Consider the following 22,050-nt stretch of genomic DNA (forward strand, 5'->3'; position numbering starts at 1 on the left):
CCGGCGCCACGGCGCCACGAGGGTGCCGTCAGTCAAGCAGCGCGGCGGTGCGGTAGTGCCGTTCCGCCAGCGCCGACTCTTGCAACTGGTCCAGCAGTTGCGCAAGGTCGACGTGGGCCGCCCGCGTCGGCCGCACCGCGATCGAAGTTTCCAGAAAGCTGCGCGCCTTGCCCCACAGTTGCTGCTCGCGGCATAGGCGCCCGAGGGTCAGCAGCAAGGCCTCGTCGCGCGGATGCTGGTGCAGCCATTTCTCGGCATGGGCGATGCGCCCCAGCACGTCGCCGCCGCGGCAATCGGCGTAGGCCAGCACCAGCGTCGCATCCCAGTTTTCGTCGAGCGCATCCTCGATCACGCGTTGCGCTTCTCGGCAATCTCCCGCCGAGACAAGGGCGCGCGCCGCTTCGAGCGCCAGTGCGGGTTCGGCGCGATCGCCGTCGTCGAGTTCACGCCAGTAACGCATCAGTCCGGCGGGGTCGTCGCGCAGGCCGCGCAAGGCTTCGCGCAGGGCGCGACTGCGGATCGGCGCCGCCTGGTCGGCGCTCAACGCCTGGTGCTTCTCGAGCTGCCGCACCAGGCGCGCGACCTCGCGCCAGTTGCCCAGTCCCTGCTCGGCGCGCAAGGCCAGGCGCAGCGCGGCGATATGGCGGCCTTCGCTCGCGGCGAACTGGCGCAGGGCATCGCTGGCATCCTCGAAGCGCCGTTCCTCCAGGGCGAACTCGGCTTCGACCATCAGGCGCGCCGCCCGCAGCCCGTCGCGGTCATGGTCGCGCACGCGCTGTGCCCATTCCTTGCTGCGCGCGACATCGCGCAAGGCGTGTGCCGCGCGCCAGCCGGCCAGCGCCAGCATGCCCGCCGCCGCGTCGTCGGCACCGGCCTTTTCGGCACAGCGCATGGCATGGCCATAGCGCCCTTCCTGGAGCAGGCGCCAGGCGTCGCGCTGTGCCTGCATGGATCGCTCCTCACGCCGCCGCCGGCGGAATTCGGCCACCGCGCGCGGCAGGCCAAGGGTATGGCTCACGGCACGCGCCAGCAGATAGATGACGACGAAGCCGACGGCGCAGAGCATCAGGAACAGGTTCAGCGAAATCTCGGCGCGCCAGGGCGGCAACACCAGCAGCACGTAGCCTTCGTTGTAGCGCGCGGCAAGCGCCAGGCCGACCGCCAGCGCGGCCAGGATCAGCAGCCAGAACAGGGCGCGCACCGCGTGCCTACCTGGCGGCCGCGCCGCCGCGGCGCTCGCCGGCGAACTTGAGGTTGCGCAGCGCGGTCAGGGTTTCGGCCAGACCCGGCAGGTCGAAGCCGACGTCGGTGGCAGCCAGCGCGGCGAGCGCCGCCTGCGCCGCCTGTACCGGCTTGGCGCGATTGTCGAAATAGCGCTCGAGTTGCTCGCGCGACTGGCGGATTTCCTCGCGATACACCTTGCCGTCTCGCTGCAGCAGCGCGAGGCGCGCGTTGAGCAGGCGCAGCTTGAGGTTTTCGCGCAGGAAGTAACTCTGGTTGGGTGCCAGCAGCGCCGGGTCGGTCTGATCGATGCGCTCGATGCGCACCAGTTGGCGGAACTCGCGCCACAAGTCGGCGCCAAGCTCACGCCAGTAGTCGACGCTGGCTGGCCTGCTGGCTGCCGCCGGTTTGGCGGCAACCGGTTTCGGCCGCTGCTCGTAGGCCAGCGGCAGGGTATCGACGGCGGCGACCACGCTTTCGATCTTCAGCGAGAGGCCACTGACGTTGGAACCGGGCGTTCCCTTCAGTCGCTCGATGTCACGCGCGATAAGTTTGCGCACCGGCAGGAACTGCGGCTGCGCCGAGCGCGCCAGGCGCGACTCGGCGCCCTGCAACGCGATCAGCGCAGCCTCGACGTTGCCGGCGAACTGCAGCTGTTGCATGGCGATCACCACCGCCTGCTCGACTTCCGCCAGCAGGCGCTCGTCACGTGTGCTGGACAGTTCCTGGTACATGGCTTCGAGCGCCACCGCCTGGCTCTGCGTCTCGGCAAGTTTCGCTTCGAGTACGGCAACCTTGGCCTGCAGCGCCGCCTGGGCCTCCTTGCCCTGCAGCGCCAGGCTGCGCCCTTCCCGGGCGACGGCATCGCCCTCGCCGAGGCGCCGCGCGAGTTCCTGCTGCAGATCCCTGACCTGGATGCGCGTATCGATCCATTGCGCGACGACGATGACGATCGCGACCGCCGCCACGCGCAGCGCGGGACTGCGCCAGCGTTGCCGCCAGCCGCCGGTCATCGGGTCCTGGTCCGGGACCGGAGCAGGGGCCGACACCGCGGCTTGCTCAGTTTGTATCGGAGTTTCCATGGGAAGCGAAGTATTGCATGAGTCCGGCCATCAATCCGTCATCGCCGGGACCGGTAGTAATCACCCGCGTCAGGCCGAGCGTCTGCGCCTGTTCGGCGATGCGCAGGTGCGGCACGAAGGCCGGCGTTTTCTTCAGCCAGGCCTGGCCGAGGCGACCGACCATCTCGAAAAAATTGCGCAGGCCTTCGCTGCTGGTCAGCGTTACTGCGTCGAGCCGACCCTCCTCCCACAGCCTGAGCAGGGGCGCCGGATCGAGTTGCGGCCGGGCACGGTGGTAGCAGGTCACGTATTCGATGCTGGCGCCGCGCGCCTTCAATGTGTCACCGAGCACTTCGCGGCCGCCATCGCCGCGGAAGACCACCACCCGACGGCTGCGCACGTCGATCAGTTCGGGCAGTTCCAGCAGGGCTTCCGAGTCGAAGCGCAGGGGCGGCGACATGACGTCGCGGATGCCGTGTCGCGCCAGTTCCCGCTCGCTGCTCTTGCCCAGCGCGGCAACGCGCAGCCCTGGCGGCCAGGCGCGGTGGCGCAGCACGACGGCCAGCGCGCGTTCGATCGCATTGGGGCTGACGAATACCGCGAGGTCGAAGCTCTCCAGCCGGATCGCCACGTCGAGCAGCGGCGCCTGGTCCTCGATGTCACGGATCTCCAGCACAGGATATAGCACCGGCACGGCACCGGCATCGGCCAGCGCCGTCGCGAAGTGCGCCGCCTGACCCGCCGGGCGCGTGACCACGACATGGCGACCGGCCAAGGACACGCTAACGCTCATGGATGGCGCCGGGATCCACCCGCCGATGATGAAATACGCGAAAGGCGAATTAAAGGCCCCCCACCACCGTTCCACGGCCAGCCCTGCATGGCTGGCCGGCGTCGGCGGCGCGAAGCGGTGCTTCGCGAAACCCCGCCTGCGCCCCCTTCCCAGGGCGGGGCTATTAACCAGCTCGCTCCGCTCGAAAATCGCCGCTGACTTCGTTGGCAGCGTTGTTTCACATTAACTGCCCAGCGCGGCGAGGATTTCGGCGGCCCCCTGGCGACGCAGTTCGTTGGCCAGCGCCAGTCCGAGCGCCTCGGGATCGGCGGCACTGCCGACCAGTTCGGCGTGGGCCATGCGCGTGCCATCGGGCGAGGCGACGAAACCGCGCAGGAAAACGCTGCCCTCCCGCATTTCCGCGTAAGCGCCCAGCGGCACTTCGCAACTGCCGGCCAGCGCGCGCGACACGGCGCGTTCGGCGCGCACGCAGGCGGCGGTCGGCGGATGGTTGAGCGGCGCCAGCCAGGCCGCGACGTCGGCGCGCGAGGCCAGCGCCTCGATGCCCAGCGCCCCCTGCCCGGCGGCCGGCAGCGAATCCTCGGCCGCCAGCACGGCACGGATGCGCTGGCCGAGGCCGAGCCGCTTGAGGCCGGCGGCGGCGAGGATGATGGCGTCGAACTGGCCTTCGTCGAGCTTGCGCAGGCGGGTATCGAGGTTGCCGCGCAATGGCGTCACGGCGAGGTAGGGATGGCGCGCATGCAACTGGGCTTCGCGGCGCAGGCTGGAGGTGCCTACCACTGCGCCGGGCGGCATGTCGTCGAGGCTCGAATACTTGCTCGACACCAGCGCATCGAGCGGTAGCTCGCGCGGGCCGATGGCCACCAGCGCGAACTCCGGTTCCATCTGCATCGGCACGTCCTTCATCGAATGCACGGCCAGGTCGGCCGAGCCGTCCAGCAGCGCGGCTTCCAGTTCCTTGACGAACAGGCCCTTGCCGCCCACCTTGGACAGGGGCCGGTCAAGAATCTGGTCGCCGCGCGTGGTCATGCCGTTGAGCACCACCTCGCAGCCCGGATACAAAGCGCGCAGCAGGCTCTGCACGTGTTCGGCCTGCCACAGGGCGAGGCGGGATTCGCGCGTGGCGATGACGATGCGCCGGGGCGCGGATGAAGAGGAATTGGCAGGATTCACGGAAGGGTCCAAGGATGCAGGAAGGAAAAGCGCTGCCGGGCACCGCTCGCCAACCGGCCGCGCCAGCCCCATGCAGCAGCATGATTTTGCGGGCGATTCTAGCAGCCAGCCGGACGCTCCGGGCACGCCCGGGGCGGCAGTCGCCAGCTGCCTGCCGGGTCGATGTGGTCGCGGCCCGGCCCTTCGTGAACGAAAAAGCCGCCCGCCGGCGGCCGTGAAACGAAGACCGCGGCTATCAGCCGGCGCTCGGCCTTGCCAGCGATGCACTCTCCACCCAGCGCTTGATGCGGTTGGCGTCGCCGATGCGGGTCAGCTTGCCCCAAGAATCGAGCAGCACGATGATGATCGGCTTGTTGTTGAACCACGCTTGCATTACCAGGCATTTTCCCGCTTCGTTGATGTAGCCGGTCTTGGACAGGCCGATATCCCAGGTCGGGCTCTTGACCAGGGTATTGGTATTGCGGAATTGCTGCTGGCGCCCGGCAATGATGAATTCGCCGTCCGAAGTCGTCGAGAATTCGCGGATCAGCGGGTAGTGGTGGGCGGCATCGACCAGTTTGGCGAGGTCACGCGGGCTCGACACGTTGGCGGCCGTCAGTCCGGTGGCATCCTGGAAACGCGTATCGGACAGGCCCAGGGACTGCGCCTTCTGGTTCATCGCGGCGACGAATGCCTCGCGCCCGCCCGGATAGTGGCGCGACAGGGCGGATGCGGCGCGGTTTTCGGAAGACATCAGGGCCAGGCGCAGCATTTCCTCGCGGGCCAGCAAGGTACCTATCTTGAGTCGCGAGCGGGTGCCCTTGAGGGTATCGACATCCTCGTCGCCGATGGCCAGCACTTCGGCGAGGTCGGGCTTCGCATCCAGCACGACCATCGCCGTCATCAGCTTGGTGATCGACGCGATGGGCAGGACGGCATCCGGATTCTTCTGGAACAGTATCGCGCCCGTGGTCTGGTCCTGTACCATCACCGCGGAAGAATTCAGGGCCAGTTGACCCGGATCACCCTTGGGTTCCACCTGGCGCGACGCTTTGGTCCGCGCCAGCTTGCCGGGTTTGAACTGCGCTGCCACGCGTTGCGCCTTCTTCTTGGTTGCAACAGGCTTCTTCTTCGCCGTCGACGCGGCCTCGACAGGCGTGGCGCCGATCCCGACCAGCGTCGCAGCAATCACCACCATCAATGCTTTTTTCATGGAAATGCCGCTCCCTGCAATGAAACGATTGTAGCAGACGATACCCCTTACGCAACAAGTTGTATCGACAGTTCCCGTGCGAAATAAAGGGCTTGCGCCATGAGATTCAACTTGAATATCAAGTTATGTCAAGAAATTGCAGCACTTCGTCGCGCCGCGCCATCGTATCGGCATGGCCAAGCTCGATCAGTGCACGCGTGTAAGCTTGCTCGAACAACAAATAGCTGGTCAGCGCGCCTCCGTTCTGGTTCATCGCGCCGATACCGCGCAGCAGCATGCGCACCGCCCACGGCAGGGAACGCGCATGACGCGCCGCCAGGTGGTCGAGGCGTTGTGACGGGGCGATGACCAGCACGTCGATCGGACGCAGCGCCACCGCCCCTTCCCGCCGCACCGTTTCCGGAATCAGTTCCAGGGTGCGATTGATGCGGCTCATCCGCTCCAGATCGACCGACATGCTGTCAAGAAAGATGCTGGACAGAGCATGGCCGGCGATCTGGGCCAGCGACGGGTAGGTCCTGCCCGCGGGTCGCGCATTTTCGTCGGCCAGGCGCCCGGCGCCAATTACCAGGATCTTGTCGGCGCCGAGGTGGATCGCCGGCGACACCGGCGCCACCTGGCGCATCGAGCCGTCACCGAACCACTCCCGATTGAGATGCACGGCGGGAAAAATGAAGGGAATCGCGCTCGACGCCATCAGGTGATCGAGGGTTATCGCGGCTGGCGCCCCGATGCGCTGGCTGCGTCGCCAGCCTTCGAGGCCGGCGCGCCCCTGGAAAAAACTCACGCTCTGTCCCGAGGAATAGCCGGAACAGGTGATGCTGACCGAATGCAGGGCGCCGCTTTCGATGGCCTGCGCGATGCGGCCGAAGTCGAGGCCTTCGCCCAGCAGGCGCCGCAGCGGCGAGTTGTCGAGCAAGGAGCGCGGCGCGCGGCGGGTCAACCACCCCAGAGCCAGCGTCGACAACCAGCGCGCACCGGCAAGCCCGATGCCGGCCGGATCGGCCCGATAGACCTGGTAAGCGCTGAAGTTTTCCCAGACCTGCAGCAGATTGTCCACACCGGCGCCGAAATCCTCGGCCCAGACCGCCATCGACGCCGCGTTGATAGCGCCCGCCGATGTGCCGCAGAGGATGGGAAACGGATTGCGGCGCGGTTCCGGAAGCAGTTCGCGGATGGCCTTCAGCACCCCGGCCTGGTAGCCCGCCCGCGCACCGCCCCCGGTAAGGATCAGGGCGGTGCGCGTTTGGTCCATCCGACGCGCGCCTTCAGGCGCCGACGCCGACGCGCGGGTGCCGGGAGCGCGACATGTTCAGGCCGAACCCCGGGTCTGCGCCTCAACCGAGAGCAGGGCGGTGACGTTGACGATGCGGCGGACGGTCGCGGTCGGCGTCAGGACATGCACCGGGCGCGCCGCGCCGAGCAGCATCGGGCCGACGGTGAGGCCATCGCCGGCCGAGGTCTTGAGCAGGTTGAAGGCGATGTTGGCCGCGTCCAGCGTCGGCATGATCAGCAGGTTGGCCTGCCCCGTCAGCGTCGAGTTGGGGAAAACCTGGCGCCGGATCTCGGCCGAAAGCGCCGTGTCGCCGTGCATCTCGCCATCGACTTCGAGCTCCGGCGCTGTCTTGCGCAGGATTTCCAGGGCACGCCGCATCTTGATCGCGGTCGGCGTGTCCTCGGCGCCGAAGTTGGAATGCGACAGCAGCGCGGCACGCGGCGTCAGGCCGAAGCGGCGCACTTCCTCGGCGCCCAGGCGCGTCAGTTCCGCCAACTGCTCGGCGCTCGGGTCGTAGTTGATATAGGTGTCGCCGATGAACAGCGTGCGCTTGGGCAGCACCAGCATGTTCATGGCGTAGAAATGCTCGATCCCCGGCTTGCGGCCGATCACGTCCTCGATATAGCGCAAGTGCTGCGAGTGCTTGCCGAAGGTGCCGCAGAGGATGCCATCGGCGTAGTTGTGGCGCAACAGCATGGCGCCGATCAGCGTGGTGCGGCGGCGCATCTCGCGCTTGGCGTATTCGATGCCGACGCCCTTGCGGCAGGTCAGCTCGTAGTAGTCCTGCCACAGCTCCTTGTAGCGCGGATCGGAATCCGGATTGACCAGCTCGAAATGCTCGCCGGCGCGGATGCGCAGGCCATAACGCGTGATGCGCTGGCCGACCACCTCGGGGCGCCCGATCAGGATCGGCTTCGCCAGCCCTTCGTCGACCACGGTCTGGGCGGCGCGCAGCACGCGCTCGTCCTCGCCTTCGCAGAAGACGATGCGCGCCGGCGCCTTCTTGGCCGTGGCGAACACCGGGCGCATCAGGAGGCCGGTGTGGTAGACGAAATCGTTGAGCTTGTCGCGATAGCGCTCCATGTCCTCGATCGGACGCGTGGCAACGCCGGAATCCATCGCCGCCTTGGCCACGGCCGGCGCGACCTTGATGATCAGGCGCGGATCGAAAGGCTTGGGGATCAGGTATTCGGGGCCGAAGGCGAGATCCTCGGTGCCATAGGCGGCGGTGACCACCTCGGACTGCTCGGCATGCGCCAGTTCGGCAATGGCGCGCACGGCGGCGACCTTCATCGCCTCGTTGATGGTGGTGGCGCCAACGTCGAGCGCGCCGCGGAACATGAAGGGGAAGCACAGCACGTTGTTGACCTGGTTCGGATAGTCCGAGCGGCCGGTACCGATGATCGCGTCCGGCCGCACGGCCTTGGCCTGCTCGGGCCGGATCTCGGGGTCGGGATTGGCCATGGCGAGGATGATCGGGTCGCGCGCCATGGTCTTGACCATCTCGGGCTTCAACACGTCGGCCGTGGACAGGCCCATGAAGACATCGGCATCGGGCATGGCGTCGCCCAGGCTGCGCGCGTCGGTCTTCTGCGCGTAGCGCGCCTTGGACGGATCGAGATTCTCGCGTCCGGTGTGGATCACGCCCTTGCTGTCGACGGCGTAGACATTATTCGGATCGAGGCCCAGGCTGACCAGCAGGTCGAGGCAGGCGATCGCGGCGGCGCCGGCGCCGGAACAGACCAGCTTGACCTTGGCGATGTCCTTGTTCACCACGCGCAGGCCGTTGAGCACCGCGGCGGCGGCGATGATGGCCGTGCCGTGCTGGTCGTCATGGAAGACCGGAATCTTCATGCGCTCGCGCAGCTTGGATTCGACGTAGAAGCACTCCGGCGCCTTGATGTCTTCGAGATTGATGCCGCCGAAGGTCGGCTCCAGCGAGGCGATGATGTCCACCAGCTTGTCCGGATCGTTCTCCGCTACCTCGATGTCGAACACGTCGATGCCGGCGAACTTCTTGAACAGCACGCCCTTGCCTTCCATCACCGGCTTGCCGGCCAGCGGGCCGATGTTGCCCAGCCCGAGCACCGCCGTGCCATTGCTGATCACCGCGACCAGATTGCCGCGCGAGGTATAGAGCGCGGCAGTGGACGGGTCGCGCACGATTTCGTCGCAGGCTGCCGCGACGCCGGGGGAATAGGCGAGCGAAAGGTCGGCCTGGTTGGTCAGGGCCTTGGTCGGCGTGACCGCGATCTTGCCGGGCTGGGGGTAGAGGTGATATTCCAGCGCCGCGGCGCGGAGACGTTCGTCCATGTTTGCTCCTGAGGGTCTTTTGAATGTAGGCCGATTCTAGCGCCGTGTCGTCAGCGCCGACTCCTGGGCAAACCGGCGCTTTCACGTCGCAATTCAATTCCGTAGCTCGCCGTCGGGGCGAAAATTCCCATCATCCGCGCGGCTTGAAGGCTGATTGCTGCCGCCAGCGCGTAACGTGGCGCTTTCGATTGTGGGATAATGTGACTTTATGTTTGCTCCGCCACATGGGCCACCCTGCCCTCCGTTGCGGACTGCCGGAAGCCCCGCCGATCCCTCCCCCGGATCGCCCGGCCGGCCGGCGCGAGTTCAATTCAGAATGGAGAAGATCGCGTCATGAACCAGCCCAAACCCTATCAAGCCCCCGCCTACGTCAAGCACGCCAAACTGGTGGCCTGGGTTGCCGAGGTCGCCGCCCTTGCGGAACCAGCAAGCATTGTCTGGTGCGACGGCTCGCAGGAGGAGGCAGACCGCCTGTTCGCGCAGATGGTCGCCTCGGGCAGCGTCATCAAGCTCAACCCGGCCAAGCGCAAAAACTCCTACCTGGCCTTGTCCGATCCTTCCGATGTCGCCCGTGTCGAGGACCGCACTTACGTCTGCACCTCGGACTCTGAAGATGCCGGCCCCAACAACAATTGGGAGCATCCGGACAAGATGAAGGAGACCCTGCGCGGCCTGTTCAAGGGCTGCATGCGCGGACGCACCATGTACGTGATCCCGTTCTCGATGGGTCCGATCGGCTCGCCGATCGCCCATATCGGTGTCGAGCTTTCGGACAGTCCCTACGTCGTGGTCAGTATGCGCATCATGGCCCGCATGGGCCGTGCGGTACAGGACCAACTTGGCAGCGATGGCGTCTTCGTTCCCTGCGTACACAGCGTTGGCCACCCGCTCGAAGCCGGTCAGGCGGATGTCAAATGGCCGTGCAACAAGACCAAGTACATCTGCCATTTTCCCGAGACGCGCGAGATCTGGTCATTCGGCTCCGGCTACGGCGGCAATGCGCTGCTGGGCAAGAAGTGCTTCGCGCTGCGCATCGCCTCGACCATGGCTCGCGACGAAGGCTGGCTGGCCGAACACATGTTGATTCTTGGCATTCAATCTCCCGAAGGCGAGAAAACCTATATTGCCGCCGCCTTTCCGTCGGCCTGCGGCAAAACCAACCTCGCCATGCTGATCCCGCCCGCAAGCCTCGCTGGCTGGAAGGTGACGACGGTCGGTGATGACATCGCCTGGATCAAGCCGGGCAAGGATGGGCGCCTCTACGCAATCAATCCCGAGGCCGGCTTTTTTGGCGTCGCTCCCGGCACCAGCGACAAGACCAACTTCAACGCGATGGAGACCTTGAAGGAAAACATCATCTTCACCAACGTCGCCCTGACCGACGATGGCGACGTTTGGTGGGAAGGCATGACCAAAGTGCCACCTGCGCACTGCATCGACTGGCAGGGCCAGGACTGGACGCCGGAAATCGGCAAGGAAACCGGACGCAAGGCGGCCCACCCGAATTCACGCTTTGCCGCGCCGGCCAGCCAATGCCCGGTGATCGACCCGGATTGGGACAACCCAGCGGGTGTGCCAATCTCCGCATTTGTTTTTGGCGGCCGCAGGTCTACGACAGTGCCTCTGGTATTTGAAGCCTACAACTGGAACTACGGCGTTTATATGGCGGCCACGCTCGGCTCGGAAACCACGGCCGCCTCTACCGGCGCGCAGGGCGTCGTGCGCCGCGATCCCTTTGCCATGCTTCCGTTCTGCGGCTATCACATGGGCGACTATTTCAACCACTGGCTGCGCATCGGGCACCAGATCGAACACGCGCCGCGGATCTTCGCGGTCAACTGGTTCCGTCAGGATGCCGAGGGCAATTTCATGTGGCCCGGCTTCGGCGAGAACATGCGGGTCCTGAAGTGGATGGTTGGCCGTTGCAGCGGCAAGGCCGATGCGAAGCAGACTGCTCTGGGCTGGGTGCCGCGCTTCGAGGATCTCGACTGGAGCGGCAGCGAGGATTTCAGCAGAGCGCAGTTCGATCATCTCACCGCGGTGGACACCGACGCCTGGCGCGAGGAACTCAAGCTCCACGCCGAGTGGTTCGACAAGCTCAAGAGCCGCATGCCGCGCTCGCTGATCCTGAAGCGCGAACTTTTCGAACTGGCGATGGTGGATTAAAAGTCGGCGCTCGCCGCACGGCTGGTTTCGGCCGCCCTGCCCCAGGCACGGCGGCCGCTGCTTTTTGGAGAACCGGATGAACATCGCGACCCGCATGGCGCAGATCGCCCCCTTCCACGTCATGGAACTCATGGCGCGGGCCGCGGCGCTGGAGGCCGCCGGCCGCTCGATCATCCACCTTGAGGTCGGCGAACCCGACTTCCCCACCGCCGAACCGATACTCGAGGCCGCCCGTTGCTTTATTTCTGGCGGGCATGTGCACTACACGGCGGCCCGTGGCCTGCCGCAACTGCGCGAGGCCATCGCCGCGCATTACGCCGAACGCCATGGCATCGATGTTGCGCCGGAACGAATCATCGTCACGGCGGGCGCTTCCGGGGCACTGCTGCTGGCGCTGGGTGTCCTGGTGAACCCTGGCGACGAGTGGCTGCTGCCCGATCCCGGCTACCCGTGCAATCGGCATTTCGTGCGCCTGCTTGAAGGCGCCCCCGTCGCGCTGCCGGTCACCCCGGAAAGCAACTACCAGCCGACGCCGGCGCAAGTGGCGACGGCCTGGACCGAAAAAACACGCGGACTGCTGGTCGGCTCGCCCGCAAACCCGACCGGCACCCTGCTCGACCGGGACCGCCTTGCCGAACTGGCCAATATCGTCGCGGCGCGGGGCGGCAACTTGCTGGTAGACGAGATCTACCATGGGCTGACCTACGGGATCGACGCACGGACGGCACTGGCCGTTGGCGAGGACATATTCGTCATCAACAGCTTTTCCAAGTACTTCGGCATGACGGGCTGGCGCCTGGGTTGGCTGGTTGCTCCGCAACGCTACGTGCGCGAGATCGAAAAGCTCGCGCAGAACCTCTACATCGCGCCATCGACCGTCGCCCAGCATGCCGCGCTGGCTGCCTTCCTTCCCGAAACCCGGGCCATTCTGGAAGCCCGGCGCCAGGAATTTCGCGCCCGCCGCGACATCCTGCTACCTGGACTGCGGCAGCTTGGTTTCCGGATCGCAGGTGAGCCGCAGGGCGCCTTCTACGTGTATGCCGACAGCAGCGCACTGTCCGCCGACAGCGACGCGCTGAGCGGCAAGCTGCTGGATGAAGCCGGCGTGGCGGCCACGCCGGGACTCGACTTCGGCACCAATTCGCCGCGCAGCCACATGCGCTTTGCCTATACCGTCAGTCGCGATGCAATTGAGGAAGCGCTGGCCCGGATGGCACGGCATCTCGGCAACAGGCAGTAGCTATTGGACCAGCCGCATCCTGCGCAATCTTTCGTCCCGAGCCGAACGCTTGCCGACCGGCTGCAGCCCTTGACTTGACCGGCTGCCGCTTCGACACGCTCAGCGCGAACGAAGCAAATCAGTGGTTTCCCAAAAAAGAAAGCGCGTGCCTGGTTGCGGCACGCGCTTGCAATCCACTGGGCATCGCGATCAGTCCCGGGGGACTGATCGCAGCCCGATGATTCCGTCAGGGACGGGAACCGGTGGGAAACGGCCAAGCCGCTGCGGGATTCAGCGACGACTTGATGCCGGGTGCAGCAGCGGTCGAAGGTGCAGCAGCGGCCGCAGGCTTCGCAGCAGCCTTCTTCGGTGCAGCCTTCTTTGCCGCAGGCTTGGCAGCAGGCTTGGCAGCCGGCTTCTTGGCCGCAGGCTTTTTCGCAGCAGGCTTCTTGGCAGCAGGCTTTTTCGCAGCCGGCTTCTTGGCAGCCGGCTTCTTGGCAGCAGCCTTCTTCGGAGCAGCGGCCTTCTTCGCGGCAGGTTTCTTTGCAGCAGCCTTCTTCGGAGCAGCAGCCTTCTTCGCGGCGGGTTTGGCAGCGGCCTTCTTCGGCGCAGCCTTCTTCGCGGCGGGCTTGGCAGCGGCCTTCTTCGGCGCAGCCTTCTTCGCAGCGGGCTTGGCAGCGGCCTTCTTCGGCGCAGCCTTCTTCGCAGCGGGCTTGGCAGCCGCCTTCTTTACAGCCGGCTTCTTGGCAGCAGGCTTCTTCGGGGCCGCAGACTTCTTAGCGGCGGGCTTAGCCGCAGCCTTCTTTGCGGCCGGCTTCTTGGCTTTCTTCTCATCAGCCATGTTGAACCTCCTTAACAAATTAACAGGAAAGAACCACCACTACTTCTACTGCAACCCGTCTGGGCTAGCACGGATTATCCAACGCTCCGATACGATCGAAAGCGACGAATTCCTCACGTTTATCCGCCTATCACTTCGTTTTGAAACGAACCATGACAAACACGCGTACAGTCAATCATCATATCTCCGGCGAGGCCGCCAGGCCGGCATGCAAGCTGCGGCGCAAGAGCGGGACGACGGATGGAGCCTTTCGCCGTGACCGTGACGGCGCTGCCGGAAGCAATGGGCTGGAGTAGAGGCGAAGCGGGGAAGTGGTGCGGAAGACGATCCGCTGCGGATCGGCGATGCCGGCCGGGCGACCCTGTCGAGGTCGATGCAATTGGTGCCCGAGGCTTCCTGCATTCAGATCTCCCGCTTGTCCAGCGATGGTCCGTTCAACATGGGCGGCAAAAAAAACGCTGCTTGCCCTGCTTCACGGCGACCTACTATATCTAGTAGGTCATCGGTACTTCTGCACTAATTGTAGTGGTTGAATTTTTCGACTGCAAGGGTTTTCTGTCGCGCAACAAAAATATTCGTTGCCGGGTTGCGACAGTCATTCATCCACGTCGCGTATGCGTCGCCAATCGAAGTGGGGACCGGGATCGGTCTTGCGTCCGGGAGCGATGTCGCTGTGGCCGACCACCGCCTCGATCGCGTGATGCCGTCGAAGCTCGGCAAGCAGGCGTTGCAGCGCCTGGTACTGGGCATCCGTGAAAGGCGTGCTGTCGCAGCCTTCGAGCTCGATGCCGATGGAAAAGTCATTGCAGCGGGCACGCTCGCGCCAGGCCGACTCGCCGGCGTGCCAGGCCCGCATCGAGCACGGCACGAACTGGATCAGTTCCCCGTCGCGGCGGATCAGGAAATGCGCCGACACCCGCAACGCATGGACCTCGCGGAAGTAGGGGTGCGCGGCCGGATCGAGGCAATTGGTGAACAGGTCGGCGATCCCCGGCCCGCCGAACTGGTCCGGCGGCAGGCTGATCGCGTGGATGACGACGAGGCGGACGATCTCGCCCCGAGGCCGCTCGTCGCAGTTCGGCGACGGCAGGCGTCGCGCGCCGGGCAGCCAGCCGGCTTCCGGGTCCGGCGCCGCTTCACTGCTCATTCATGCCCAGCCGCGCCATGCGATAGCGCAAAGATCGGAAAGTCACCCCGAGCAGCCGCGCCGCGGCGGTCCGGTTCTGATTTGCCTGTCGCAAGGCATCGAGGATCACCTGGCGCTCGACCTGGTCGAGATGGTCCTGCAGGGAGCCCGAGGTGGTGGTGGCGACGCCCGACGACTGGGACGGCGCCAGGTTGAGGTCGTCCGCGTCGATTCGCTCGCCGACCAACAGCGCCAGGGAGCGTTCAAGGACATTCTCGAGTTCGCGCACGTTGCCCGGAAACGGATAGCGCTGCAACGCGGTCAACGCTTCCGGCGTGAGCGGCGGCGGCGGCACGCCTGCCGCCCGCGCCAGGCGATCGAGGATGTGGCGCGCCAGAAGCGGAATGTCCTCGCGGCATTCGCGCAACGCCGGCATCCGCAACTCGATCACGTTCAGCCGGTAGAAGAGGTCCTGCCTGAAGCGTCCCTGCTCTACCAGCGCCTTGAGGTCCTGGTGAGTGGCGCAGATAACCCGCACGTCGACTGCTTCCTCGGCGGTCGCGCCAACCTGTCGCACGCGTTTTTCCTGGATCGCCCGCAGCAGCTTGACCTGCATCGTCAATGGCAATTCCGCCACTTCGTCGAGAAACAACGTGCCGCCGTCCGCCGCCTGAAAGAATCCCTGGCGATCATCGTTGGCACCCGTGAAGGCTCCCTTTCGATAGCCGAAGAACTCGCTTTCCATCAGGCTTTCCGGAATCGCGCCGCAATTGACCGGCACGAAGGCGCGATCGCGGCGTGCGCCCAGGGTATGGATCTGTCGCGCCGCGAGTTCCTTGCCGCTGCCCGACTCTCCGGTGATATGCACCGGCGCCTGGCTGCGCGCGACACGGTCGATCAGCGCGCGCACTTGTTCGATGGCCGGCGACTCGCCGAGCAGGACGGGTTCGCCTCCAGCTTCCACATCGTGGCTCGGCCCGGGCAGGTCGAGAGCCGACTTGACCATGATGCGCAACTGTTCGAGCGACACCGGCTTGGCGATGTAATCGAAGGCGCCGGCCTTGAGCGCGGAAACGGCGTTCTCGGCACTGCCGTGCGCCGTGATCACGGCCACCGGCAGATCGGCCACGGTGTCCGCGATATGGCGCACCAGTTCCAGCCCTTCGCCATCGGGCAGCCGCATGTCGGTCAGGCACAACTGATAGCGCTGGCTGGCAAGGAAGCGCCGCGCCTCGGCCAGCGAACCGGCGCAATCGGCCTGCAACCCCATCCGCGCCAGGGTGAGGTCGAGCAGTTCGCGGATATCGGCTTCGTCGTCGACCACCAGCACGCGTCGGGATTCGCCGCGAGCACGCGACCGGCGTTCATTGTTCAGCGACATGGCGCTCCCACGGCGGAAATCCGGAAATGGGCACCGGGCCCCTCCTCGATCAATTCGAGGCTGGCCCCGCTCGCCTCGCACAGTTCCCTTGCAATATAAAGCCCCAGTCCGGTGCCGGCTCCATGGGTGGTGAAGAATGGCTCGAACACCTGGTTGCGCTGCGCCTCCTCGATTCCCGGACCGTCGTCGATGACATGCAGCTCGACCGTCTGCGCCGCAGCCCCGGGCCGCGCCTCAATGCGCACCGCGCCATCCCGTTCGCTCGCATGCCGCAGGGCATTACCCAGCAGGTTCCACAATACCCGATACAGGTGCGCCCTGTCGAAGCGCAGTTCGACATCCGCGTCGCCGACGCTGATGCGGCGATCAACCGTCGGATCGTGCAACGCCAGTTCGTCGAGGAACCCGGTCAGGAATTTGCGCCAGCGCAAAGTCTCCGGCTGCGCCCGGTCGCGGCGACCCAGTTCCAGCACTTCCGTCACAAGCCGATTGAGGCGTTGCGTATTGTCGTGAATGATGCGCCCCAGGCGCTGATGAAGCGGATCGCCATCCACCTCCGCCAGCAGTTCCGCGGCATGGCTGATGGCCGCCAGCGGGTTGCGTATCTCGTGCGCCATGTTGGCCGTAAGGCGGCCCAGTGCGGCGAGCTTCAGCTGCTGCGCCTGGGCCTGAACCCGTTCCATGTCCTCCAGGTAGACCAGCGCATGCCCGCCGGCATCCACCGAGCGCACGCAACGCACGCGCAACAGGCGGCCGCCCGCCAGTCGCAGCATTTCCACCACCTCCAGCGACTGCCGGCTCCAGTCCCGATAGCGGTCCGCCAGCTCGCGGGAGAACGCCGCAAGATCGGACCGTTCCGCTGCGGCGGAATCCAGCAGGAACGCCGCGCGGGGATTGAACAGACTGACCCGCCCGTCGCCATCGACCACCAGCACGCCATCCTCCATGTCCTGGATGATCCGCTGGCTGATCCGCAACTGGTCGTTGAGTTCACGCCCACGCTCGCGCGCCAGCATCTCGTTCGCCACCACGCGCCGTGCCAGCAATCGGGCAATGATGGCGGTACCAAAGAAGGCGATGCAGATTATCCCGGTACGCACGAAGTCGGCCGGGTCCGCCTCCCTGGTCAACGCGCGCCAGCTTTCCTCCAGCAACATCGCCACCGAGGCCAGCGCCGCGTAGAACAAAGTCATCCGACCCTGCCCCACCAGACCGGCGGCGGCCACCACCACCAACAGCAATGCGGCAATGCCGCTCTTCTGCCCGCCGCTGGCGAACATCATCACCGTCAGCGCCACGATGTCCACCACTACCTGCCCGGACAACTGGAGATTGAACGTCAGCGGTCGCCGCCGCAAGGCGACCAGCAGGACCACCGCCAACAACAGATAGACACCTGCAGCCCGGTTGAACAACGGTGGGTCCTGGGTACCCAGGCTTATGGCATCGCCAAAGAACAGCGCCGCGAAGAGGAACAGCGTCGCGATCGACAGACGATAGATCGAAAAATACCGCAACGACCGCCAGAAGGATTCGATCGCGTCGTTTTCCTGCGAGGCCAGGAACCCGCCGTTCATTCTCTGGCGCCCAGGCGCCGGTGGTCCTCGCTGCAAAAGACCCGATTGCCTTCCCCGACCGCCTCGTTCAATGGAAAGTGCACGCCGCAATGCGCGCACTGCGCCATGGCCTCCTCGGCCCCCTTGCCCTGCGGTGGCGGCGGCTTGGGCCGCTTCGATGCGCGCAGCAGCATGTAGACCACCGCCAGCACCGCCACGAAGAGCAGGAACTTGGTCATTGCCTCAGCGCTCCCCAACGGCCGGGCAAGAGCGCCACAGCTCGCCCGGCAGGCAATCTGATTCCCGGTCCTTCACTCCACGTCCAGTCAAAAACAAGCTCCATAACGATTGGCACGACTCGCACGTGCCCATGTACGCAAATCCGCGAAGATAGTACCGCAAGACTTGAGCGCCACATTGAATCGCAGCCGGCCTCCAGCCATCGAACCGGAAGGCACCCGATATAATTCGTCCTTCATGACTCGGATCCACAGACGTTGATGGCAAACCCCGCAAACTCGATGGGTACCCGATGACCCGTCGCCCAAGCACCGCAGCCAGGGAAGCCGCCGCCGATGGCCGGTCTCCGAGCGTTGCCATTCTCCTCGGCACCTGCCACGGAGAACGCTTTCTGGCCCCGCAACTCGATTCCATCACCGCCCAGACGCATACCGACTGGCGGGTCTGGGCCTCGGACGACCATTCCACCGACGGCACCCTGGCCATCCTCAGCGACTACCGCCGGCGCTGGGGTGAGGGCCGGCTGGCCATCCGCACCGGACCGGGCCGGGGCTTCTGCGCGAACTTCCTGTCCCTTGTCTGCGACCTGTCGATACAGGCCGACTACTACGCCTTCGCCGACCACGACGACGTCTGGGACGACGACAAGCTTGCCGTGGCGCTGGCCTGGCTGACGGGAATACCGCACAACGTACCAGCCCTCTACTGCGCCCGTACCCGCCTTATCGACGAAGACGGCCAGCCGATGGGGTTCTCGCCGCTGTTCTCGCGGCCGCTGTCGTTCCGCAACGCGCTGGTGCAAAGCGTGGCCGGCGGCAACACCATGGTGTTCAACCAGGCCGCCAGAAACCTCCTCGCCGAGGCCGGCGTGGTCGATGTCCAAACGCACGACTGGTGGCTCTATCTCATCGTGACAGCTTGTGGCGGACGCACGTTCTACGATCCCGTGCCAAAGATCGGCTACCGGCAGCACCCCAACAATCTGGTCGGCTCCAACGCCGACTGGCCCGCCCGCCTGTCGCGCGCCCGACGCCTGCTAGCCGGTCGCTTCACCGGCATGAACGACAGGAACATCGTTGCCCTGAAACGCCTGCAACACCACATGTCGGCCGAGAACAAGAGCATCCTGACGCACTTCGTACACGCCAGGAAGGCATCCCTTGCGCCCCGCGTGCGGGGCATCCGGCATTCCGGCGTGTATCACCATACCCGGCTGGGAAATCTGGGGCTGATGGTTGCGACCTTGTTCAAGAAGCTCTGACCGTGACGACGTATTCCTGTCCGGCCGATTCGCGACACATCTCCGCCGTATCGCCAGCGCCGACTTTTCACGCGACAGGTCCAACGTCCCGAACAGCAGAACAATTCGCACAGAGCATCAACGAGCCCTCCGACCAAAGAACCCGACGGCGGTGAAGCAGGCGCCGCAACGCTCTTGGATAGGTGCCGGGACGGCGCCTGCCCCGATATAATTCAGCCCCGATAGTTTCATCAAGTCCGCAGGCATGAATGCCCGATGAATCCGCACGCTGCTCAACCCACATCCCTTGCAGCCCTGGGCAAGAGCCTCTGGCGCAACCGCCAGCTCATCTATCAGATGACCCGGCGCGACGTGCTCGGCCGCTACCAGGGATCGTTCATGGGTCTGGCCTGGTCCTTCTTCACGCCCCTGCTGATGTTGGCGGTTTACACCTTCATTTTTTCGGTCGTCTTCAAGGCGCGCTGGGGCGATGGCGGAGAGGAAAGCAACACCGGCTTTGCCGTGGTGATGTTCGTCGGCATGATTGTGCACAGCCTCTTCGCCGAAGCCCTCAACCGCGCTCCCGGCATGATCCTCTCCAACGTCAATTACGTGAAGAAGGTGGTTTTCCCGCTGGAAATCCTGCCCGTGATCGCCATGTGCGCGTCCTTGTTCCACACAGTCATCAGCCTCGGCGTATTGCTTGCCGCCTACGCGATGTTCAAAGGTTTCATTCACTGGACGGCGGTTTTCATCCCCTTCGTGCTGTTCCCGCTGGTCCTGCTCAGCCTTGGTCTCGCCTGGATGCTGGCTTCCCTCGGCGTGTTCCTGCGCGATGTCGGGCAAACCATCGGGCTCCTCACCACCGTCATGATGTTTCTGGCGCCGGTGTTCTACCCACTGACGGCCGTGCCCGAAGCATTGCGCCCGCTGATCATGCTCAATCCGCTCACCTTCATCATCGAGCAGGCGCGCAATGCGCTTGTCTGGGGGTTCTGGCCCGACTGGGCCGGACTGGGCATCTACACCCTGATCGCCGTGGGCATCGCCTGGGCCGGCTATGCCTGGTTCCAGAAGACCAGAAAGGGATTTGCCGATGTCCTGTGACGATATCGCGATCCGCGTCAGCAAACTCGGTAAACGCTACGAGATGTACAGCACACCGCGCGCTCGCCTCAAACAGTTCATCATTCCGAAACTGTGTCAGGCCTTACCACCATTGAGGAAGCTGTTCCCAGGTCCAAACGATCTGTCACCTACCTATTTCAAGGAATTCTGGGCTCTCAAAGATGTCTCCTTCGAGATCAACAAAGGCGAAACAGTTGGCATCATCGGCCGCAACGGTAGTGGTAAGTCCACGCTGCTGCAAATGATCTGCGGTACGATAAGTCCGACCAATGGGACCATTCAAACCACGGGGCGTATTGCAGCCCTATTGGAACTCGGTTCTGGATTCAATCCGGAATTCTCTGGCCGCGATAACGTGTTCTTGAACGGCCAGATTCTTGGGCTTTCGCAATCGGAAATCGAGTCTCGCTATGAGGCTATCGTCGAATTTGCTGACATCGGAGAATTCATAGACCAGCCAGTCAAGACCTACTCAAGCGGAATGGTTGTTCGATTGGCATTTTCGGTGGCTGTCAATGTTGATCCTGAGGTTCTGGTTGTTGACGAAGCGCTTGCCGTTGGAGATATGCCTTTCCAAATAAAGTGCTTTTCCAGGCTGAGAAAGTTGCGGGAAAGCGGCGGGACGATTCTTTTCGTTTCGCACAGTATGAGTACCGTGCGATCCTTTTGCGAAAGAGCGATCTATCTTGACCGTGGTGTCGTGGTTCTTGCGGGCGCTGCCAATGACATTTGCCGACAGTACGAGCAGGACTGCATGAGTGAGAGATTCTTGCCGGCTCGAATTCAAGAAGCAGACCCTCTTGTACCTGCGCAACCGCCAGAATTGAATCTGGACGTGGTCTCGGATGCAACCTGGAAAGCGCTTCAGTTGCACTGTCCAGCATTGTTGGAAAAGCAGCATGAAGGTAGCCAAGCAGTAACGATCCGATCTTTCATTCTTGTAGATGACGAAGGCTGCGTTGTTGAGTCCGTAGAAGCAACCAAGGCGGTGTCCGCCTATTTGTTGATTCAGCTGAATCAGAATCTTCAGCGGGATTTTCACACGAGCATCCAGATCTATGACCGCCAGGGAATGCCATTGATGGTAGTTAGGGATTCGACATTCTCTGGCTCGATTGAAGGAACGGTAGGCCAACTGTTTGTGGCATCAATGCGATTCATCTTGCCTCTTCAGGCCGGGCAATACTATTGCCAAGTCGGAGTTTTGCTTTTTCCGGTCGGGCAGAAGTACGCTGGCGATCACTTCAATTTCGAGAATGGAGAGATTGCCGATCTAATTCACCAAGCCTACTACTTGCAGGTGCTTCCCTATGTTCGCCACCCGGTTTCTGTCCCCGTACTGAATGAGACAAGATTGACACTCGCCACGGTCAAGGAAGACCGATGACTTGGGTGTTTTGCGCAGGAATGATCAGATCGGGGTCAACTTTGCAGTTTCAGCTTGCGTCGAACATCATTGAGCGCGCGGGGCTTGGTCATCGAATGAAGTATGTGCCTGAGTCTGAATTTGAACCTCTGGTCGGTTCAAATACGAACGATACTGAGATGCGAGTTTTCAAGGCTCACATATGCACTCCGGTGATGGCCGACCTTTGTCACTCAGAGAAGGCAATGGTTGTGTATTGCTATCGAGATATTCGCGATGTAGCGGTTTCCGCCCTTAGAAAATTTGATATGACGTTTGACGCGCTGATTGACGCACAGTGGTTAGATCAGGCAATTTATGATTTTCGCGCATGGACAGGTACCCCAAACGTTCTCATTAGCTGCTACGAAGACACGATCGGCGATCTCAGAAACGAAGTCTTTAGGATCTCTTCTTTTCTCGGTGCGAATTTGGGCAACGAAGAGATTAATCTGCTCGCGAAGCAATTCACTATTCCGGCTCAGAAGCAGCGTATTGAAGCCGTTAGGCGACGTGAATCCGGAACGATTGCTACCAAAGATAGTGTTTATGATGAATATGAGTTGCTCCACCACAATCACATTCATAAGGGAGAGGTGGGCGGGTGGCGAGTCGAACTATCATCAGACCAGCAACGCTTTTTGACTGAGCGGTACAAGCCGTGGCTTCTCTCTCTGCACTATTCCTGTGACTAGAAAAATACCAACTTCATCCGGCAC

The 22,050-nt window shown here is 63.8% G+C and carries 18 protein-coding genes; 6 read left to right on the top strand and 12 right to left on the bottom strand.

Features of this window, described 5'->3' with window-relative positions; translation table 11 throughout:
• Positions 1–28 precede the first annotated feature (28 nt).
• The 7 genes from J0M27_RS09070 to J0M27_RS09100 form a co-directional block, all read right to left on the bottom strand.
• Positions 29–1,201, bottom strand: a complete 1,173-nt coding sequence (locus J0M27_RS09070) for a heme biosynthesis HemY N-terminal domain-containing protein (protein ID WP_294990212.1) — start codon at positions 1,199–1,201, stop codon at positions 29–31.
• A gap of 7 nt (positions 1,202–1,208) precedes the next feature.
• Complete coding sequence (locus J0M27_RS09075) at positions 1,209–2,270, bottom strand: uroporphyrinogen-III C-methyltransferase (protein ID WP_294990215.1); 1,062 nt, start codon at positions 2,268–2,270, stop codon at positions 1,209–1,211.
• A 10-nt stretch (positions 2,271–2,280) separates the two neighbouring features.
• Positions 2,281–3,075 (bottom strand): uroporphyrinogen-III synthase, encoded by a 795-nt coding sequence (locus J0M27_RS09080; RefSeq protein ID WP_294990218.1) that lies wholly within the window; start codon positions 3,073–3,075, stop codon positions 2,281–2,283.
• 222 nt (positions 3,076–3,297) lie between these two features.
• On the bottom strand, positions 3,298–4,248 hold the full coding sequence (gene hemC / locus J0M27_RS09085; RefSeq protein ID WP_294990221.1) for a hydroxymethylbilane synthase: 951 nt from the start codon (positions 4,246–4,248) through the stop codon (positions 3,298–3,300).
• Positions 4,249–4,483: 235 nt separating this feature from the next.
• Complete coding sequence (gene pbpG, locus J0M27_RS09090; protein WP_294990224.1) at positions 4,484–5,440, bottom strand: D-alanyl-D-alanine endopeptidase; 957 nt, start codon at positions 5,438–5,440, stop codon at positions 4,484–4,486.
• Positions 5,441–5,558: 118 nt separating this feature from the next.
• Positions 5,559–6,695: a patatin-like phospholipase family protein gene (locus J0M27_RS09095; protein ID WP_294990227.1), complete on the bottom strand. Its 1,137-nt coding sequence runs from the start codon at positions 6,693–6,695 to the stop codon at positions 5,559–5,561.
• Positions 6,696–6,752: 57 nt separating this feature from the next.
• Positions 6,753–9,029: an NADP-dependent malic enzyme gene (locus tag J0M27_RS09100; protein WP_294990230.1), complete on the bottom strand. Its 2,277-nt coding sequence runs from the start codon at positions 9,027–9,029 to the stop codon at positions 6,753–6,755.
• A gap of 333 nt (positions 9,030–9,362) precedes the next feature.
• On the opposite strand from J0M27_RS09100, the gene J0M27_RS09105 reads away from it, so the two are divergent.
• Positions 9,363–11,195: a phosphoenolpyruvate carboxykinase (GTP) gene (locus J0M27_RS09105; protein ID WP_294990233.1), complete on the top strand. Its 1,833-nt coding sequence runs from the start codon at positions 9,363–9,365 to the stop codon at positions 11,193–11,195.
• A gap of 76 nt (positions 11,196–11,271) precedes the next feature.
• On the top strand, positions 11,272–12,435 hold the full coding sequence (locus tag J0M27_RS09110) for a pyridoxal phosphate-dependent aminotransferase (RefSeq protein ID WP_294990236.1): 1,164 nt from the start codon (positions 11,272–11,274) through the stop codon (positions 12,433–12,435).
• 226 nt (positions 12,436–12,661) lie between these two features.
• Here J0M27_RS09110 and J0M27_RS09115 read toward each other — a convergent pair whose 3' ends face one another.
• The 5 genes from J0M27_RS09115 to J0M27_RS09135 form a co-directional block, all read right to left on the bottom strand.
• On the bottom strand, positions 12,662–13,255 hold the full coding sequence (locus J0M27_RS09115; protein WP_294990239.1) for a histone H1-like DNA-binding protein: 594 nt from the start codon (positions 13,253–13,255) through the stop codon (positions 12,662–12,664).
• Positions 13,256–13,850: 595 nt separating this feature from the next.
• Entirely contained in the window at positions 13,851–14,402 is a 552-nt protein-coding gene (gene ampD / locus J0M27_RS09120) for a 1,6-anhydro-N-acetylmuramyl-L-alanine amidase AmpD (RefSeq protein ID WP_294990241.1), read from the bottom strand.
• A complete protein-coding gene (locus J0M27_RS09125; protein WP_294990244.1) occupies positions 14,392–15,762 on the bottom strand; it encodes a sigma-54 dependent transcriptional regulator in 1,371 nt (456 codons plus the stop codon). The genes ampD and J0M27_RS09125 overlap by 11 nt, the downstream gene beginning before the upstream one ends.
• Positions 15,753–17,339: an ATP-binding protein gene (locus J0M27_RS09130; protein WP_294990247.1), complete on the bottom strand. Its 1,587-nt coding sequence runs from the start codon at positions 17,337–17,339 to the stop codon at positions 15,753–15,755. The genes J0M27_RS09125 and J0M27_RS09130 overlap by 10 nt, the downstream gene beginning before the upstream one ends.
• Entirely contained in the window at positions 17,336–17,557 is a 222-nt protein-coding gene (locus tag J0M27_RS09135) for a PP0621 family protein (protein ID WP_294990250.1), read from the bottom strand. Before J0M27_RS09135 ends, J0M27_RS09130 begins: the two co-directional genes overlap by 4 nt.
• Positions 17,558–17,850: 293 nt before the next feature.
• On the opposite strand from J0M27_RS09135, the gene J0M27_RS09140 reads away from it, so the two are divergent.
• The 4 genes from J0M27_RS09140 to J0M27_RS09155 all read left to right on the top strand — a co-directional run bounded on the left by J0M27_RS09140 (position 17,851) and on the right by J0M27_RS09155 (position 22,026).
• Complete coding sequence (locus tag J0M27_RS09140; RefSeq protein WP_294990253.1) at positions 17,851–18,819, top strand: glycosyltransferase; 969 nt, start codon at positions 17,851–17,853, stop codon at positions 18,817–18,819.
• Between the two features lie 255 nt (positions 18,820–19,074).
• Complete coding sequence (locus J0M27_RS09145) at positions 19,075–19,905, top strand: ABC transporter permease (RefSeq protein WP_294990256.1); 831 nt, start codon at positions 19,075–19,077, stop codon at positions 19,903–19,905.
• Positions 19,895–21,313: an ABC transporter ATP-binding protein gene (locus J0M27_RS09150; RefSeq protein ID WP_294990259.1), complete on the top strand. Its 1,419-nt coding sequence runs from the start codon at positions 19,895–19,897 to the stop codon at positions 21,311–21,313. The genes J0M27_RS09145 and J0M27_RS09150 overlap by 11 nt, the downstream gene beginning before the upstream one ends.
• Entirely contained in the window at positions 21,310–22,026 is a 717-nt protein-coding gene (locus tag J0M27_RS09155; RefSeq protein WP_294990262.1) for a sulfotransferase domain-containing protein, read from the top strand. The genes J0M27_RS09150 and J0M27_RS09155 overlap by 4 nt, the downstream gene beginning before the upstream one ends.
• The last annotated feature ends 24 nt before the right edge of the window (positions 22,027–22,050 follow it).

This window comes from Sulfuritalea sp., from assembly GCF_017302275.1.
Taxonomy (GTDB): Bacteria; Pseudomonadota; Gammaproteobacteria; order Burkholderiales; family Rhodocyclaceae; genus Sulfuritalea.